The following is a 15,124-nucleotide window of genomic DNA, read 5'->3' as shown; positions in this document are numbered from 1 at the left end:
AGTGTATGATAATAACCAGAAAATGATTTTAGGAGTGATAATATGCCTTCAGTAGAAAGCTTTGAACTAGACCATTGCGCGGTAAAAGCGCCATATGTTAGACACTGCGGTGTTCATAAAGTGGGCAGCGATGGCGTTGTGAATAAATTTGATATTCGTTTTTGCCAGCCAAATAAACAAGCGATGAAGCCGGATGCGATTCATACGCTCGAGCATTTGCTCGCGTTCAATATTCGCAAGCATGCGGAAAAATATGATCACTTTGATATTATTGATATTTCTCCAATGGGATGCCAAACAGGTTATTACTTAGTCGTAAGCGGTTCTCCTACAGTGGATGAAATTATCGATTTGCTTGAAGATACGATGAAAGACGCATTAAATGCAACAGAAGTTCCGGCGGCAACGGAAAGACAATGCGGTCAAGCAAAACTTCATGACTTAGAAGGCGCTAAACGTCTTATGCGTTTCTGGTTAGAGCAAGATAAAGAGGAATTAAAGAAAGTATTTGGTTAAGAAAAACAGAGGCTACCCACAGGGTAGCCTCTGTTTGTTTGAGAAGAAAATTTACTTTTTGTTGCATCTATATATATGTATATGAGAAGCAACGTTTTGTTAGACATGTGACAAAACGTTGCTCCTTTCATTTTTGATCTATTCTATTGAGTACGCCTTTACTTATTTTTAGTCATATTTTCTCGGACAACCTATATATATGGGAATAGGAAACATTACGATTTATATCTAAAAATTTATGAAATGAATGGGAAAAACACTAATGGAGGAGAGAGTGTGTGAAAAGAGCGATTTCTAATGCGGCAAATGATTTTTTTGCGTTTGTTCTTCTATTGCTATTTTTGTATTTATTCTTTTTTTACGGAATGAGCAACATAAAATTTACGCTGCCAAAAGAGTGGGCGATTGTTAATACGATGTTTTTAAGCATTATTTTAGAAGCGATTCCGTTTATCTTAGTTGGCGTTTTTGTTTCTGCCATCATTCAAACGTTTATTTCAGAAGATACGCTGCGGCGCTGGCTTCCGAAAAATCCATATGTGGCGATTGTCTCCGCTGCTTTTTTCGGCATCATTTTCCCAGTCTGTGAATGCGCGATTATTCCAATTGTGAGAAGGTTGATTAAAAAAGGAATGCCACCGGCAGCTGGCATGACCTTTTTAATCAGTGCACCGATTATAAACCCTGTTGTCTTTGCTTCCACTTACTATGCGTTTCAGCAAAAAAATGAAATTGCTTTTGCCCGCATCGGGCTTGCCTTTTTAGTCGCCGTTTTAGTTGGATTGATCATGTATCGTCTTTTTCAACAAAAAAATCCCCTCAAAACAAAGATTTCTTCCTCGCATGAGCATGTACATACAACGAATAAATGGAAGGAAACATTATATCATGCAAGCGACGAATTTTTTGATACGGGCAAATATTTGCTGATTGGCGCGTTTTTCACAAGTTTGCTGCAAACGTTTCTTAACAGAAATGAACTTTTGCAAATCGGGACAAATGAGCTTGTCTCTCCTCTAGTAATGATGGGCTTCGCTTATATGTTATCACTCTGTTCAGAAGCAGATGCTTTTGTTGCTGCTTCGTTTGGACATGCTTTTTCCGCAGGAGCGATTTTAGCCTTTCTTGTTTATGGTGCCATGCTTGACTTGAAAAACACGATGATGTTGTTCGCCTATTTCCGAGCGAGATTTGTTGTTGCTTTTATACTTGTTCTTACATGTGCGGTTTATTTTGTCATTTTGTTGTATCAAACCATTTTTGTGTCATTGTAAGGGGGTGACAATGAATGAGCAATAATCTTTTTTTGCGGGGAGTTCTTTTATTGGGCTTTGCCTTATTAATGTTTAAATTAATCGTAACCGGACAAATTCAGCAATTGATTGCACCAAAGATGTTTCCGTTTATTTATTTTGCGATGAGCGTATTGTTTATTCTCGGCATTATCCAAATTTGGCGAAGTGATCATAAAGAGAATGCCGTTTATTGCGAATGCGGTCATCATGAGAAGAAACATCCTTTTCAATCACTTATTGTTTCCGTCTTATTTATCGTTCCGGTCATCACAGGATTGATGTTCTCCAGTCAAGTGCTTGACAGTTCGGTCGCTGCTAAGCGAGGTGTGCAAATCGGAAGACAGCCTGAAAATAATGTATCTTCTGATGATGGAACGCAATATTTAACAGAATTGTCTCAAAATGAAACGGAAAAAAATCCGATAGAAAAAAGCATGAACAAGAAGCAACTGACAGAAGCATTGACATCTACTAAGAAGGTAGTGTTTACGAACGAAAACTACTTGGCAATTTTAGAAATTATTCATAACAATGTAAAACGGTTTACCGGTAAAGAAATTGAACTTGTAGGGTTTGTATATCGCGAGCCCGACTTTGTAAAAGAGAAAGCTGTGATTGCCAGGTTCGTCGTTACATGCTGCGTTGCCGATGCTTCTGTCTATGGGATGTTAGCGAGCGGGGAGCAACTTAAGCAGCTTAATAATGATGAATGGGTAAAAGTGACGGGGATTATCGATAAAACGAACTATAAAGGAAATATTCTTCCTTGCATAAAAATTAAAACCGTGAAAAAAGTCAAGCAGCCAAATGAACCTTACATTCACGACACTGCTCTGTAATTATGATTCATGACTAAAAGACATGTTTTCGTTTTATTGATTTGCGCCATTTTCTTGATTATCGGCTTTTTCACTTTGCACATAAGGATTGTTCTCGAGCGGATCAACAGTATGTTTGTACTGGTAGGCTTTTGAAGTTGTCGCCACGCTTAATGCTAAAACAAGAGCGACGATAATAAGCGAAATAATCAAAACGGTATACACAGTGCTTTATGTCCCCCTTCGTTGTATATGTTTTTATATTACCATAATAGGACGGAAAACGTAGAGCAATCAATGAGCTATGTTACAAGATGATGAATAAAACGAAAACGGCGTGGAAAAGCAAATACAATATGTAGCCAAGTTTTCGTTAAGGGTTGTACATGCGAAGCGGACTTTACCGAACTCACGCAAATAGTTTATAATGCATAAAAAGGGATGTTTTAGGGAACAAAAAGAGGGATAAACATATAAAGTAGGAGGGGATTGTATGAAAACAGAAGCAAAACAATTAACGGAAATCGTGAATAAACAAATTGCCAATTGGAGCGTTTTGTACATTAAGCTGCATAATTATCATTGGTTTGTCAAAGGTTCGCAGTTTTTCACATTGCACGAAAAATTCGAACAACTGTACAACGAGGCGGCACTACATATTGATGAGTTAGCTGAGCGTCTTCTTGCGTTGGGAGGAGCTCCTGTCGCTACGATGAAAGAATGCTTGGAAAAGGCTTCTGTGAAAGAAGCGACCGGACAGGAAACGGCAGAAGAAATGGTTGGTACGCTCGTAAATGACTTTGAGATAATGATTCAAGAACTCAAAGAGGGTATGCAAGTAGCGGATGAAGTTGGCGATGAAACGACAGGAGATATGTTGTTAGGAATTCATCAAAGTTTAGAAAAACATGTATGGATGTTGAAATCGTTTCTTGGAAAATAATGAATAAAAAACAATCACTCTCCTTTCATAGCGAGGGTGATTGTTTTTTTATTGCGTGGAAAAATGTCTATACTCCCCAGTTTCTTTTTACATAAAATATATCATCAACCTCAGAAGGAAGGGGAGAAGTGTGCATAAATACCCTACTGTGCTCGGAGTATCCTTGCTTGGCTCAATGGTGGTATCGATGTTCGGAAGCTTGGATTTATTAGTAATTATCCTCATTTGCTTCGTAGTCATTGATTATATAACAGGGGTTATCGCCAGTGCGATAGAAGGAAAATTATCGAGCGCAGTTGGATTCCGAGGCATTGCACGCAAATTGATTATTTTTATATTAGTGGGTGTGTCTCATTTACTTGATATGGCGATCGGCTGGAATAACCATTTTATTCGTGATGCAACGATTTTTTTCTATATACTCAATGAATTCATTTCCATCATTGAAAACGCAGGGCGCGCAGGGGTTCCGATTCCTGAATTTCTTGCAAAAGTTATTGAATTGTTGCGGGAACGCCCTTAGTAAATTTGTAAGCATAATTTCTGTATGTTCACCCACACTAATCAATAAACAAGGCGATGAGAAGGAGATGACAAGTGTGGTGGAACAAAAGAGAAAAACGTATTATGTGTCAATGGCAACAGGTGAGATTTCTCAATTGAGAACAGCTTCTCCGTGGGATTTTCAAATTGAAGCGACCGATGAGGAAATCATTCAGTTGCGTGAATATTTTGATCAAAACTATTCAACCGATTGGCAAGCGTTCTGGCGTTCACACGTTCCGTATGTCCAATATCATTATGACCGTGAAAATGACGCCTACGATGAGACATTGAAAAAAATTTATCAGCTGATTTATAAGCTTGGCAATGAGGAAGCGAAACAGCATGTTCGTTCTCTCGGGTTTATTCAGGAGGAAAAGATGGAACAATAAGTCACCGGTTTCGGTGGCTTTTTTGTATAATAAAGAAATAAATAATAGCACAATCAAGATGAGGTTGGAGAAATATGTTCATCTTTTCAGATTATTACGGAAATTGCGTTTCATTGTCATTTGCTGACCATCCGTTTTCGAAAAAGCCTGGTCATGTCTGGATAGTGTGCCGCTACAAACAGAAATGGCTTTTGACAGATCATCCTAAGCGTGGTCTTGAGTTTCCCGGGGGAAAAGTAGAACCACAAGAGACAGCGGAACAAGCAGCGATTCGTGAAGTAAAAGAGGAAACGGGAGGAATCGTCGAGCGTTTAACGTATATTGGGCAGTATAAGGTGGGAGGCTTCATCGTTAAAAATATTTATTTCGCGGAAATTAAAGAATTGTGTCAACAGTCTACGTATTTGGAGACGAACGGTCCCGTGTTGCTTGATGAATTACCAGATTATCTTCTGGCTGATGAGCGATTTAGTTTTATTATGAAAGATCAAGTATGGGCTTGTACACTCGAAGAAATAAAGAGACGTTCGCTACTATGAGAACGTCTCTAGCGGTTTTTGATTAATTTTCGTTCTATCCATCCAACGATTTGATACATAATGGTCGCTAAAAAAGCAATGACAAGTAAACTTAATAGCACAAGTGTAAAGTTAAACACTTGAAAACCATAAATAATCATATATCCGAGCCCTTGTTTCGAGACAAGAAATTCACCGACAACGACTCCGACCCATGATAAGCCTACATTTACTTTCAAGGTGGAGATAATTGTTGGGAAAGATGACGGTAAAACGGCTTCTTTAAAGCATTGAAAGCGGCTCGCACCAAATGTTTTTAATACTTTAATATAGTTTGGATCAACTTCTTTGAATGATGTGTACACAACAATTGTAGTGATTATAAGGGAGATAATCGTCCCCATCGCAATAATCGAAGTGAATCCCGGACCCAGTGCGACAATGAAAATCGGACCAAGTGCTACCTTTGGCATCGCGTTCAAGATGACTAAATAAGGATCGACGATTTTCGATAGACGTGGAAACCACCAAAGTAATGCTGCAAAAAATGTTCCCGCGAATGTTGCTAACATAAAGCCGATGATGGTTTCTCCTAGAGTTATACCTGTATGTGAAACAAGGGAGCCATCAGCGATTTTTTGTACGAATAGCTTCCAAATAGTTGATGGAGAGCTGAATAAAAGAGGGTCAATCCAATGGTTTCGGCTAGCGATTTCCCACAGTGAGAAAAACGCAACGAAAATAAGGAGCTGAAAAAAGCGAACCCATCGTTTTTCTTGTTTTAGACGTATTACGTATTGTTCATGAAGGACTTGAATCTGGTTATTCGTTTGCTTCAAGGGAATCAAGCTCCTTCCAAATAAATTGAAATAGCTCTGAAAATGTGGTATGGTTGCGAGAATGAAATGGAGACAAGTTGCGTAATTCTTTTGGAACTATAAACGTACGAACGAGCCGGCCCGGTTTTGCGGAAAATAAGAAAATGCGATCGCTCATGGCGATGGCTTCACCAATATCGTGGGTAACGAGTAAGGCGGTTTTTTTGTATTCTTTTAATGTTTTCCATACTAGCTCTTCTAGCTTTAGTTTTGTTTGATAATCTAAAGCGGAAAATGGCTCGTCAAGCAAAAGAATTTTTGGATCCGTCGCGAGTGTTCTCACGAGGGCAGCGCGCTGTCGCATGCCACCGGATAGTTGGTTTGGATAATATGTTTCTACACCTTTTAAGCCGATACGGGATAGTAAATCAAGAGCTCGTTGTTTTGCTTCATTTGAGTTCATCCCCATGATCGTTAATCCTAATAAAATGTTTTCTTCAATGGTTTTCCATGGAAACAAATAGTCTTGCTGTAGCATATAACCAACGGATGGATGGATCGAATGAACTTTTTCTCCTTCCAAAATGACGCTTCCTTTTGTTGGTTGAATTAATGCAGCAATAATCGAAAGTAATGTCGTTTTTCCACAGCCGCTAGGACCAAGAAAGGAGACAAATTCCCCTTTCTCAATCTCAAGAGACACATTTTCTAACGCAGTGACTGCTGCTTTTTCCGTAAAATACGTATGGGAGACATGGTCAACGACTAAAAAGTTCATGTTTTTCACCTGCCAAGATTATTTGTCGATTACGTTTTCTGCAAAGGAATTATCAACAAGCGTCTGATGGTCGATGTGTTTTGGCAATTCGCCTGCTTCATTCATAATGTTTTGTAAGTTGTTCCATTCTTCTTCATCAAGAATCGGACTCGTTGCGTAGGAACCTTGGCTTTTGTAGCGGTCGACGACTTTTTCAATCAATTGAATGTCCGTATCCTTGAAGTAGGGCTGAATCGCTTTTGCAATATCGGCTGTACTATGGGTTTCGACCCATTGCTGTGCCTTGTAGAGAGCCCGCGTGAATTTTTTGATCGTGTCTTTGTTATTTTTGATAAAACTTTGTTTCGCCATGAAGGTTGTATACGGAACATGACCAGATTCCGTTCCAAATGAAGCGACGATGTAGCCTTTCCCTTGTTGTTCAAAAATGCTCGCTGTTGGTTCAAATAATTGAACGTAGTCACCTGTGCCGCTCGCGAACGCGTTCGCGATATTAGCAAAATCAACATTTTGAATTAAATGTAAATCTTTATGCGGATCAATGCTGTGTTGTTTCAGTACGAATTCACCGACCATTTGCGGCATACCGCCTTTGCGCTGACCGAGGAACGTACTTCCTTTGAGTTGATCCCATGAAAAGTTGTCGATTTTTTTACGGGAGACAAGGAACGTTCCATCTGTTTGAGTTAATTGGGCGAAATTAATAACGGGGTCATTTGTCCCTTGACTGTAGACATAAATCGATGTTTCCGAGCCGACTAAAGCGATGTCTGCTCCGTCGGAAAGAAGGGTCGTCATTGTTTTATCTCCGCCCCATGTCGTTGTTAATTCGATGTTTAACCCTTCCTTTTTAAAAAATCCTTTTGATAGTGCAACATATTGTGGAGCATAAAAAATGGAGCGAGTCACTTCAGCAACACGTACAGTTTTCACCGTTTTCTTTTCTTGCTGGGTACAAGCGGTTATTGGAATGATAAGAAAAACGATAAGAAGAGACATCATAGCGATTCGAAACCATTTTTTCACCGGTACGGACCTCCTTATGGTGGAATGAAAATCTATCTTATCGTATGCATGTGACAAAAATGTGTGAATGCCTAGAAAGGAAGAGAGATATGGATGGACAAATAATCGAAAAGCATCGCTTCCCATCGCCGAACCCGCATATTGACGTGTCTCTTGTCACGTATATGTGCCAAGGATTAAAAATAAAGGGGTTTTTAGCCGAGCCAAAAGCGGCTGGTGTGTATGATGGCTTTCTTTATTTACGCGGCGGTATTAAAAATGTCGGTAAGGTGCGCCTGTCACGAATTACTCAGTTTGCTGCGGAAGGATTTGTCGTAATGGCTCCGTTTTACCGAGGTAATCAAGGGGGCGAAGGGAATGAAGACTTCGCTGGTGAAGACCGTTATGATGCGTTAGCAGCCTTCCGCATTTTAGAAGCCCATCCAAAGGTCCATCATGAACGGATTCATGTATTTGGCTTTTCACGCGGTGGAGCAATGGCACTTCATACGGCGATTCTTGAGCCGCGTGTTTGCTCTGTTGTTGTTTGGGGTGGGGTTTCCGATGTAGAATTAACGTATTGGGAGCGACCGGATTTGCGCAGAATGATGAAACGGGTCATAGGGGGGACGCCTTCTAAATATCCGGAACGATATAAATGGCGTACTCCACTTTATGAAGTCGAGCGGATTCACGCCCCAGTTTTAATCATTCACGGGGAAAAAGATGAAAATGTATCGATTGAACATGCATATCGGCTAGAGCGGCGATTAAAAGAGATGAACAAGCAAGTGACGACGTGGTATTTTCCGAAGTTTACACATTATTTTCCGCCGCAACATAACCGTGAAACGGTTCGACGATTAACGGAATGGATGAAACAACAGTCGCGTTCGTGATACTATGGAAAGAGAAGAAGGGAAGAAAAGGGGTGCATTTTCATGGGCATGCCGTTAGAGTTTCAAACGCTCATTGTGACAAAAGGAAACGAAAAGCGAATCGAAGACAATTTGTTTATTCTTGAAAAAGAAGGATACCGCATTTATCCATTGGACATTCCGATTGAGGTAAAGCGGACACTTCAAAGTGAAGCAAGCGGACAAGCGGTGGTGAAAAAAATCGAGCTAGCCGATCATCGTACCGTGATTACGTATGAATTGATTTCATTACATTCGATTAACTAGCATATAAATAACAAGGGATATCTTCTTTCAAAAGAAGATATCCCTTGTGTCTTTAAATGATTGGGCCACCGAGTTTTTCAATTTCCGGATCGATGTGTTTGAACTTTTTAAAGTTTTCCCGGAACTTTTCGGCAAGTTCCTTTGCTTTTTGTTCATATGCTTGCTTATCAGCCCATGTGTTTTGTGGATGCAATACTTCATCTGGTACGCCTGGAACGTGCGCTGGGATTTCTAAGCCGAAAATTGGGTCTTTCATTGTTTCTACGTTTGCTAATTCTCCTTCGACAGCAGCTTGCACCATCGCGCGCGTATATTGAAGTTTCATGCGGCTACCAACCCCATATTCTCCTCCTGTCCATCCGGTGTTCACTAGAAATACTTGCACGTTATGTTCAGCAATTTTTTTACCGAGCATCTCTGCATAGCGAGTGGCCGGGAGCGGCAAAAATGGTGCGCCAAAGCAAGTGGAGAATGTCGCTTGCGGAGATGTAATTCCGCGTTCTGTGCCTGCTAATTTGCTTGTATAGCCGCTTAGGAAATGATACATTGCTTGCTCTCGCGTTAATTTGCTAATCGGCGGCAAGACACCAAAGGCGTCAGCGGTTAAGAAAATAATTGTTGTTGGGTGACCGGCGATGCTCGGGTCAACGATGTTATCAATCGCTTGAATTGGGTAAGCTGCACGTGTGTTTTCCGTCAATGTAGCATCCTCATAGTTAGGAATGCGAGTCTGTTCGTCAACAATGACGTTTTCTAATACTGAGCCAAATCGGATGGCATCAAAAATTTGTGGCTCTTTTTCCCGCGATAAGTTAATGCATTTCGCATAGCAGCCGCCTTCGATATTAAAGATGCCGCGATTTGACCAACCATGTTCATCGTCTCCGATGAGACGGCGTTTTGGATCAGCGGAAAGTGTTGTTTTCCCGGTGCCGGAAAGACCAAAAAATAAAGCGACATCGCCTTCTTGTCCGACATTAGCTGAGCAATGCATCGGTAAAATTCCTTGTTCTGGGAGAAGATAATTCATAACCGAGAAAATCGATTTTTTCATTTCTCCAGCATATTCAGTCCCGCCGATTAATACTGTCCGGCGCTCAAATGAAATGATAATAAAAGTTTCCGATTTCGTTCCATCCACAGCAGGATCCGCTTTAAAATTCGGCGCGGAAATGACAGTGAATTCAGCTTCATGTGTTTGTAGTTCTTCCTGTGTCGGGCGAATGAATAATTGATGAGCAAACAAATTATGCCAAGCAAATTCGTTAACCACTTGAATCGGTAGGCGGTATTTCGGATCGGCTCCAGCAAACCCTTTGAATACAAATACTTCATCTTTTTCCATTAGATAGTCGATAACTTTGTTATATAATTTTTCAAACGTTTCCTCAGAAATCGGCTGATTGACAGTTCCCCAATCAATTTTTGCCTTTGTTGATGCTTCTTCGACGATATATTTATCTTTTGGCGAACGTCCTGTATATTTTCCTGTTGTTGTCGCAACAGCACCCGTTAGTGTTAACATTCCTTCTTTTCGCTTGAGAACCTTTTCAACTAATTGCGGTACGGATAGATTTTTAAGTACGTTTGGTTGTTGTAACAATACAGCCAATTTATTTGTCACGTCAACAGTGTTCATGTACAAAACCTGCCTTTTTGTGAATTTAATATTCTTGGAAATAGTATAACACATTTATATTATTAGTCCATACTATTTATCATAATTTCTTTTTATTTATTTTCCCCATTTTTTTGATAAAAACTTTATATAAAAATTTATTGACTTTCTTTATCTAGTTACGATATGATAAGTCATTGAACGGATACTCTTATCCCGAGTTGGTGGAGGGACAGGCCCGATGAAACCCAGCAACCGTCACAACAATGGAACATGTGAAATGGTGCTAACCTGTGGCAAGGGAAAGCCCTTGAACGATAAGAGTGAAAGGCGCGATATAAGAGCAATCACCTTTCCTCGAAGTTGAAGGAAAGGTTTTTTATATGCCCCTTGTTTGGCTATAAATCACAAAATTGAATTATACTAAGTAGGGAATGAGTACCGTATCATCTACGTAATGCGTAGAATGCAACTGTGTGTTCTAAAAGCTCACAACAGAAAAGAGGAGGAAATTGACGAAATGTCAACAAAACGCCGTTTGTTTACTTCTGAATCTGTAACAGAAGGGCATCCTGATAAAATTTGTGACCAAATTTCTGATGCGATTTTAGATGCGATTTTAGCAAAAGACCCAAATGCTCGCGTTGCTTGCGAAACGAGTGTAACGACGGGATTAGTGTTAGTCAGCGGTGAGATTACAACATCTACGTATGTGGATATTCCAAAAATCGTTCGTGACACGATTCGGGAAATCGGTTACACTCGCGCTAAATTCGGATTTGACGCTGATACGTGCGCTGTATTAACGTCGATTGACGAGCAGTCTCCTGATATCGCAATGGGCGTAGATAAAGCGTTAGAAGCACGCGAAGGTCAGATGACTGACGAGGAAATTGAAGCAATCGGTGCTGGGGACCAAGGATTAATGTTCGGATTTGCGTGCAATGAAACGAAAGAGTTAATGCCGCTTCCGATTTCATTAGCTCATAGATTGGCACGCCGTTTAGCAGAAGTTCGTAAGGAAGACATTTTACCTTACTTACGTCCAGATGGAAAAACACAAGTAACAGTAGAATACGATGAAAATGGAAAACCTGTTCGTGTGGATACAATTGTCGTATCTACGCAGCATCATCCAGAAATTACTCAAGAGCAAATTGAGCGCAACATTAAAGAACATGTGATTAAACCAGTTGTACCAGCTGAACTAATCGACGAAAACACAAAATACTTCATTAACCCAACTGGTCGCTTTGTCATTGGCGGACCTCAAGGTGACGCTGGATTAACGGGACGGAAAATCATCGTTGACACGTACGGTGGTTACGCTCGTCACGGCGGCGGTGCCTTCTCTGGTAAAGACCCTACAAAAGTAGACCGTTCTGCTGCGTATGCGGCGCGCTATGTGGCAAAAAACATTGTCGCAGCTGGGCTTGCTGATAAATGCGAAGTGCAATTAGCGTATGCGATTGGGGTAGCAAAACCTGTTTCCATCTCTATCGATACATTCGGTACGGGCAAAGTATCGGAAGACATCTTAATTGAAGTAGTACGCAACAATTTTGATCTTCGCCCTGCCGGCATTATTAAAATGTTAGATTTGCGCCGCCCGATTTATAAACAAACAGCGGCTTACGGTCATTTCGGTCGCACGGATATTGATCTTCCATGGGAGCGTACCGACAAAGCTGAAGCATTGAAAGAACAAGCCCTTGCATTAGCAGCTAAGCAATGAATGAAAAAAAGAGAGTTACATTATCATATGTAGCTCTCTTTTTTTGCGAAACAAATATGTGTGCAACAAAAAGAGCCTTTTTTGCGACTTATTAGAAAAAAACTTTGTTACGAATCTGTTTCCATCGGGTAAACTAAATGTAATAGTTCAACTGTCCAAATATGTGGTATAATCTACGAGTTGAATATGAAGAAGTAGGTGAATAACAACATGTGCGGGTTTATTGGTTGCATTCATGACCATCCAAAAACAATGGACGAACAATGGAAAAAAACATTTGAAGAAATGAACGATATGATTACACACCGCGGTCCAGACGATGATGGGTATTTTTTCGATGATTATGTCAATTTTGGGTTTCGTCGGTTAAGCATTATCGATTTGGAAGCGGGGCATCAACCGTTATCGTACGAAAATGAACGATATTGGATTATTTTTAATGGAGAGATTTATAACTACATTGAACTGCGCGAAGAGTTGCTTGCAAAGGGATACGAATTTGCCACACATTCCGATACAGAAGTAATTGTTGCGCTATATAGTCATGAAAAAGAAAAAGCGGTCGAGAAACTTCGCGGCATGTTTGCTTTTATCATTTGGGATAAAGAGGAGAAAACGATCTTTGCTGCGCGTGACCCGTTTGGCATTAAACCGTTTTTCTATATGGAACAAGATGGGCGGACGTTTTTTGCTTCTGAGAAGAAAAGCATTTTACATGCGCTCGAAAATGATTTATTAGATTATGAGGCGCTACAACATTACTTAACGTTTCAATATGTGCCTGAGCCAATGACGATGTCTGTCGGCATTAAAAAGCTGGAGCCAGGCCATTACATTAAAAAGAAAGTTGGCGAGAAATTAACAATTCATCGTTATTGGAAAGCACGGTTCCAGCCGGTTTTTCAATCTGAAGAGGAGCTTGTCAAACAAATTCGCGAGGTGCTGTTTGATTCTGTCAAAGTGCATATGCGCAGCGATGTGCCGGTCGGCTCATTTTTATCAGGAGGAATTGACTCCTCGCTCATTGCTTCCATTGCGAAACAATTCCATCCGAACATTAAGACATTCTCTGTCGGTTTTGAACGGGAAGGTTTCAGCGAAATTGACGTCGCAAAAGAAACAGCGGAAAAACTCGGTGTCGAGAATATTAGCTATGTCATCTCGCCGCAAGAGTATATGGATGAATTTCCAAAAATTATGTGGCATATGGATGATCCGCTTGCCGATCCAGCAGCAGTACCGCTTTATTTCGTTGCCCGTGAGGCACGAAAGCATGTGACCGTTGTCCTTTCAGGTGAAGGGGCGGACGAGCTGTTCGGTGGTTATAACATTTATCGCGAGCCGCAATCGTTAGAAGTATTCGAACGGATGCCGAACGCGGTGAAATCGGCATTAAGTGTGATTGCTCGCATGCTTCCAGAAGGAGTGAAAGGAAAAAGCTTTATCGAACGCGGAATCACGCCAATGGAAGAACGCTACATCGGCAACGCCAAAATGTATAGCGAAGAAGAAAAACAAGAGCTGTTAAAAGGATATAAAAGCGGTTTAGAGTATACAAATATTACTGCGCCGCTTTATAACGAAACGACGCACTATCCTCCAGTAAACCGCATGCAATATATTGATATTCATACATGGTTGCGCGGTGATATTTTATTAAAAGCAGATAAAATGACAATGGCTCATTCTTTAGAATTGCGCGTGCCGTTTTTAGATAAAGCGGTATTTGAAGTGGCGGCAAAGATTGCGCCGGAAATGAAAACCGCGAATAACACAACGAAATACATTTTGCGCAAAGCGGCAGAAGGCATTGTTCCTGATCATGTGCTACACCGCAAAAAACTTGGATTTCCAGTCCCGATTCGCCATTGGTTAAAAAATGAAATGTATGACTGGGCGAAGAATATTATCAAAGAGAGCGCAACTGATCATTTATTGAACAAAGACGTATTATATCGTTTGCTTGATGAGCATTGCAGCAATAAAGCAGATCATAGCCGCAAAATTTGGACGGTGCTTGCATTCATGGTTTGGCATCAAGTATATGTCGAAAAAAAATACGATTTTTCCCATTTATATAAAAAAGACAAACAACCACTATCAATCTAATTCGATTGATACGTGATTGCTTGTCTTCCCATTTGCACCCAAGCTTCTAAAAATTCCGCTTTGGGTGCTTTTTTATTTTTTTCGCCAGAGAGGGGATCATTAAAATAAATATAGTCTTGATCATATCCTGTGATGACGACAGAATGCTCGTAATACGTAATTTGAATCGGTCCGCTTGGGGTGTCCCACTCGCGAAATGCTGATGCCGGGAGTTTTTTAAAGGTGCTATTTGTAATAATCCAAATCGGCGAACCTTTCGAGAGATATTTTTGCAATTCACTGAAGTCGCTTCCCGTTAAATCAATGATTTGGTTCGGCAAATAGGTTTCCGCCAGCTGTTGAATCGGTTTATGGTAAACGCCTAATCCCGGTTTTGTGAGCGAGTACATATCCCCAACAAAGCCGTCATTGGGATTTCCAAAATACACTTTTCCATTGCGGCGTTGAAACGGTGTCGGGTCCTTTTTAATTTGTTTGGCGAGCGTCATTTTATCCACTTGAACCCCTGCATCTTGAAGAAGCATTGCCAAACTCGTCACCTCACAGCCGCGCGGTAATTCAGGGAGCTGACGAACAAGAGGGACATCCAGCAGTACAAGCGGCTTGATTTCTTCATGGACAAACGAAGAAATCACTTTTCGCACGGCTGCTTCTTCTTTTGCTAGATTAGATTGTTTGAATTTCTCAATGACCGTTTGCATTTCCTGGTGACGGAATAACGGAATGGCAAGGAAAAATAGACAAAAGAATACGAGCGCTGTTTTCCATAATGATTTAAGTAAGTAGATAGCCATGCAAAGAGCGATTAAAATAAAAAGAAAAAAGGCAATAGACGACATGCTTTTACTCCTT

The 15,124-nt window shown here is 40.6% G+C and carries 17 protein-coding genes and 1 riboswitch; of the genes, 11 read left to right on the top strand and 6 right to left on the bottom strand.

The window, feature by feature from the left end; genetic code table 11:
- Nucleotides 1–42: 42 nt before the first annotated feature.
- The 3 genes from ISX45_RS12550 (at nucleotide 43) to ISX45_RS12540 (ending at nucleotide 2,650) form a co-directional block, all read left to right on the top strand.
- A complete protein-coding gene (locus ISX45_RS12550; protein ID WP_181537650.1) occupies nucleotides 43–516 on the top strand; it encodes an S-ribosylhomocysteine lyase in 474 nt (157 codons plus the stop codon).
- A 278-nt stretch (nucleotides 517–794) separates the two neighbouring features.
- Nucleotides 795–1,790, top strand: coding sequence for a permease (locus tag ISX45_RS12545; RefSeq protein WP_228485545.1), 996 nt, complete (start codon nucleotides 795–797; stop codon nucleotides 1,788–1,790).
- 14 nt (nucleotides 1,791–1,804) lie between these two features.
- Entirely contained in the window at nucleotides 1,805–2,650 is an 846-nt protein-coding gene (locus tag ISX45_RS12540) for a TIGR03943 family putative permease subunit (protein WP_194519113.1), read from the top strand.
- A 33-nt stretch (nucleotides 2,651–2,683) separates the two neighbouring features.
- Here the strand turns inward: ISX45_RS12540 and ytzI are convergent, their stop codons facing one another.
- Nucleotides 2,684–2,854, bottom strand: a complete 171-nt coding sequence (gene ytzI, locus ISX45_RS12535) for a YtzI protein (protein WP_181554797.1) — start codon at nucleotides 2,852–2,854, stop codon at nucleotides 2,684–2,686.
- 268 nt (nucleotides 2,855–3,122) lie between these two features.
- Between ytzI and ISX45_RS12530 the strand changes: the two genes are divergently transcribed.
- From ISX45_RS12530 to ytkD, 4 genes are all read left to right on the top strand, one after another.
- Nucleotides 3,123–3,572 carry a Dps family protein gene (locus ISX45_RS12530; RefSeq protein WP_181554796.1) on the top strand — a complete coding sequence of 150 codons (450 nt, stop codon included), beginning with the start codon at nucleotides 3,123–3,125 and terminating at the stop codon, nucleotides 3,570–3,572.
- Between the two features lie 175 nt (nucleotides 3,573–3,747).
- Complete coding sequence (locus ISX45_RS12525) at nucleotides 3,748–4,095, top strand: phage holin family protein (protein WP_220129389.1); 348 nt, start codon at nucleotides 3,748–3,750, stop codon at nucleotides 4,093–4,095.
- Between the two features lie 76 nt (nucleotides 4,096–4,171).
- Nucleotides 4,172–4,507, top strand: coding sequence for a hydrolase (locus tag ISX45_RS12520; RefSeq protein WP_181554794.1), 336 nt, complete (start codon nucleotides 4,172–4,174; stop codon nucleotides 4,505–4,507).
- Nucleotides 4,508–4,581: 74 nt separating this feature from the next.
- Nucleotides 4,582–5,046 (top strand): RNA deprotection pyrophosphohydrolase, encoded by a 465-nt coding sequence (gene ytkD / locus ISX45_RS12515; protein ID WP_181554793.1) that lies wholly within the window; start codon nucleotides 4,582–4,584, stop codon nucleotides 5,044–5,046.
- 8 nt (nucleotides 5,047–5,054) lie between these two features.
- Here ytkD and ISX45_RS12510 read toward each other — a convergent pair whose 3' ends face one another.
- The 3 genes from ISX45_RS12510 to ISX45_RS12500 are packed head-to-tail and all read right to left on the bottom strand — an operon-like array spanning nucleotide 5,055 to nucleotide 7,647.
- Nucleotides 5,055–5,864, bottom strand: a complete 810-nt coding sequence (locus ISX45_RS12510) for an ABC transporter permease (RefSeq protein WP_181554792.1) — start codon at nucleotides 5,862–5,864, stop codon at nucleotides 5,055–5,057.
- Nucleotides 5,848–6,621: an ABC transporter ATP-binding protein gene (locus tag ISX45_RS12505; RefSeq protein WP_181554791.1), complete on the bottom strand. Its 774-nt coding sequence runs from the start codon at nucleotides 6,619–6,621 to the stop codon at nucleotides 5,848–5,850. The genes ISX45_RS12510 and ISX45_RS12505 overlap by 17 nt, the downstream gene beginning before the upstream one ends.
- Nucleotides 6,622–6,639: 18 nt before the next feature.
- Nucleotides 6,640–7,647: an ABC transporter substrate-binding protein gene (locus ISX45_RS12500; protein ID WP_407649640.1), complete on the bottom strand. Its 1,008-nt coding sequence runs from the start codon at nucleotides 7,645–7,647 to the stop codon at nucleotides 6,640–6,642.
- Between the two features lie 89 nt (nucleotides 7,648–7,736).
- Here ISX45_RS12500 and ISX45_RS12495 point away from each other — a divergent pair, with 89 nt between their 5' ends.
- Both ISX45_RS12495 and ISX45_RS12490 read left to right on the top strand, forming a co-directional pair.
- Complete coding sequence (locus tag ISX45_RS12495) at nucleotides 7,737–8,525, top strand: alpha/beta hydrolase family protein (protein ID WP_181554789.1); 789 nt, start codon at nucleotides 7,737–7,739, stop codon at nucleotides 8,523–8,525.
- A 42-nt stretch (nucleotides 8,526–8,567) separates the two neighbouring features.
- Nucleotides 8,568–8,810 carry a DUF2584 domain-containing protein gene (locus ISX45_RS12490; protein ID WP_194519111.1) on the top strand — a complete coding sequence of 81 codons (243 nt, stop codon included), beginning with the start codon at nucleotides 8,568–8,570 and terminating at the stop codon, nucleotides 8,808–8,810.
- Nucleotides 8,811–8,862: 52 nt separating this feature from the next.
- Here ISX45_RS12490 and pckA read toward each other — a convergent pair whose 3' ends face one another.
- Nucleotides 8,863–10,449 carry a phosphoenolpyruvate carboxykinase (ATP) gene (gene pckA, locus ISX45_RS12485; protein ID WP_194519110.1) on the bottom strand — a complete coding sequence of 529 codons (1,587 nt, stop codon included), beginning with the start codon at nucleotides 10,447–10,449 and terminating at the stop codon, nucleotides 8,863–8,865.
- A 187-nt stretch (nucleotides 10,450–10,636) separates the two neighbouring features.
- Nucleotides 10,637–10,752: riboswitch (SAM riboswitch) on the top strand.
- Nucleotides 10,753–10,948: 196 nt separating this feature from the next.
- Between pckA and metK the strand changes: the two genes are divergently transcribed.
- Nucleotides 10,949–12,163: a methionine adenosyltransferase gene (metK, locus tag ISX45_RS12480; RefSeq protein ID WP_181554786.1), complete on the top strand. Its 1,215-nt coding sequence runs from the start codon at nucleotides 10,949–10,951 to the stop codon at nucleotides 12,161–12,163.
- Between the two features lie 210 nt (nucleotides 12,164–12,373).
- On the top strand, nucleotides 12,374–14,272 hold the full coding sequence (gene asnB, locus ISX45_RS12475) for an asparagine synthase (glutamine-hydrolyzing) (RefSeq protein ID WP_181554785.1): 1,899 nt from the start codon (nucleotides 12,374–12,376) through the stop codon (nucleotides 14,270–14,272).
- On the opposite strand, the gene ISX45_RS12470 is transcribed toward asnB, so the two are convergent.
- Complete coding sequence (locus tag ISX45_RS12470) at nucleotides 14,269–15,111, bottom strand: C39 family peptidase (protein ID WP_181554784.1); 843 nt, start codon at nucleotides 15,109–15,111, stop codon at nucleotides 14,269–14,271. The genes asnB and ISX45_RS12470 overlap by 4 nt on opposite strands.
- Between the last annotated feature and the right edge of the window lie 13 nt (nucleotides 15,112–15,124).

The sequence above is a fragment of the Thermaerobacillus caldiproteolyticus genome (genome assembly GCF_015326725.1).
Classification (GTDB): Bacteria; Bacillota; Bacilli; order Bacillales; family Anoxybacillaceae; genus Thermaerobacillus; species Thermaerobacillus caldiproteolyticus.
The sequence above is the reverse complement of the archived record's forward strand: the minus strand, read 5'-3'. Positions and strand labels throughout refer to the sequence as shown.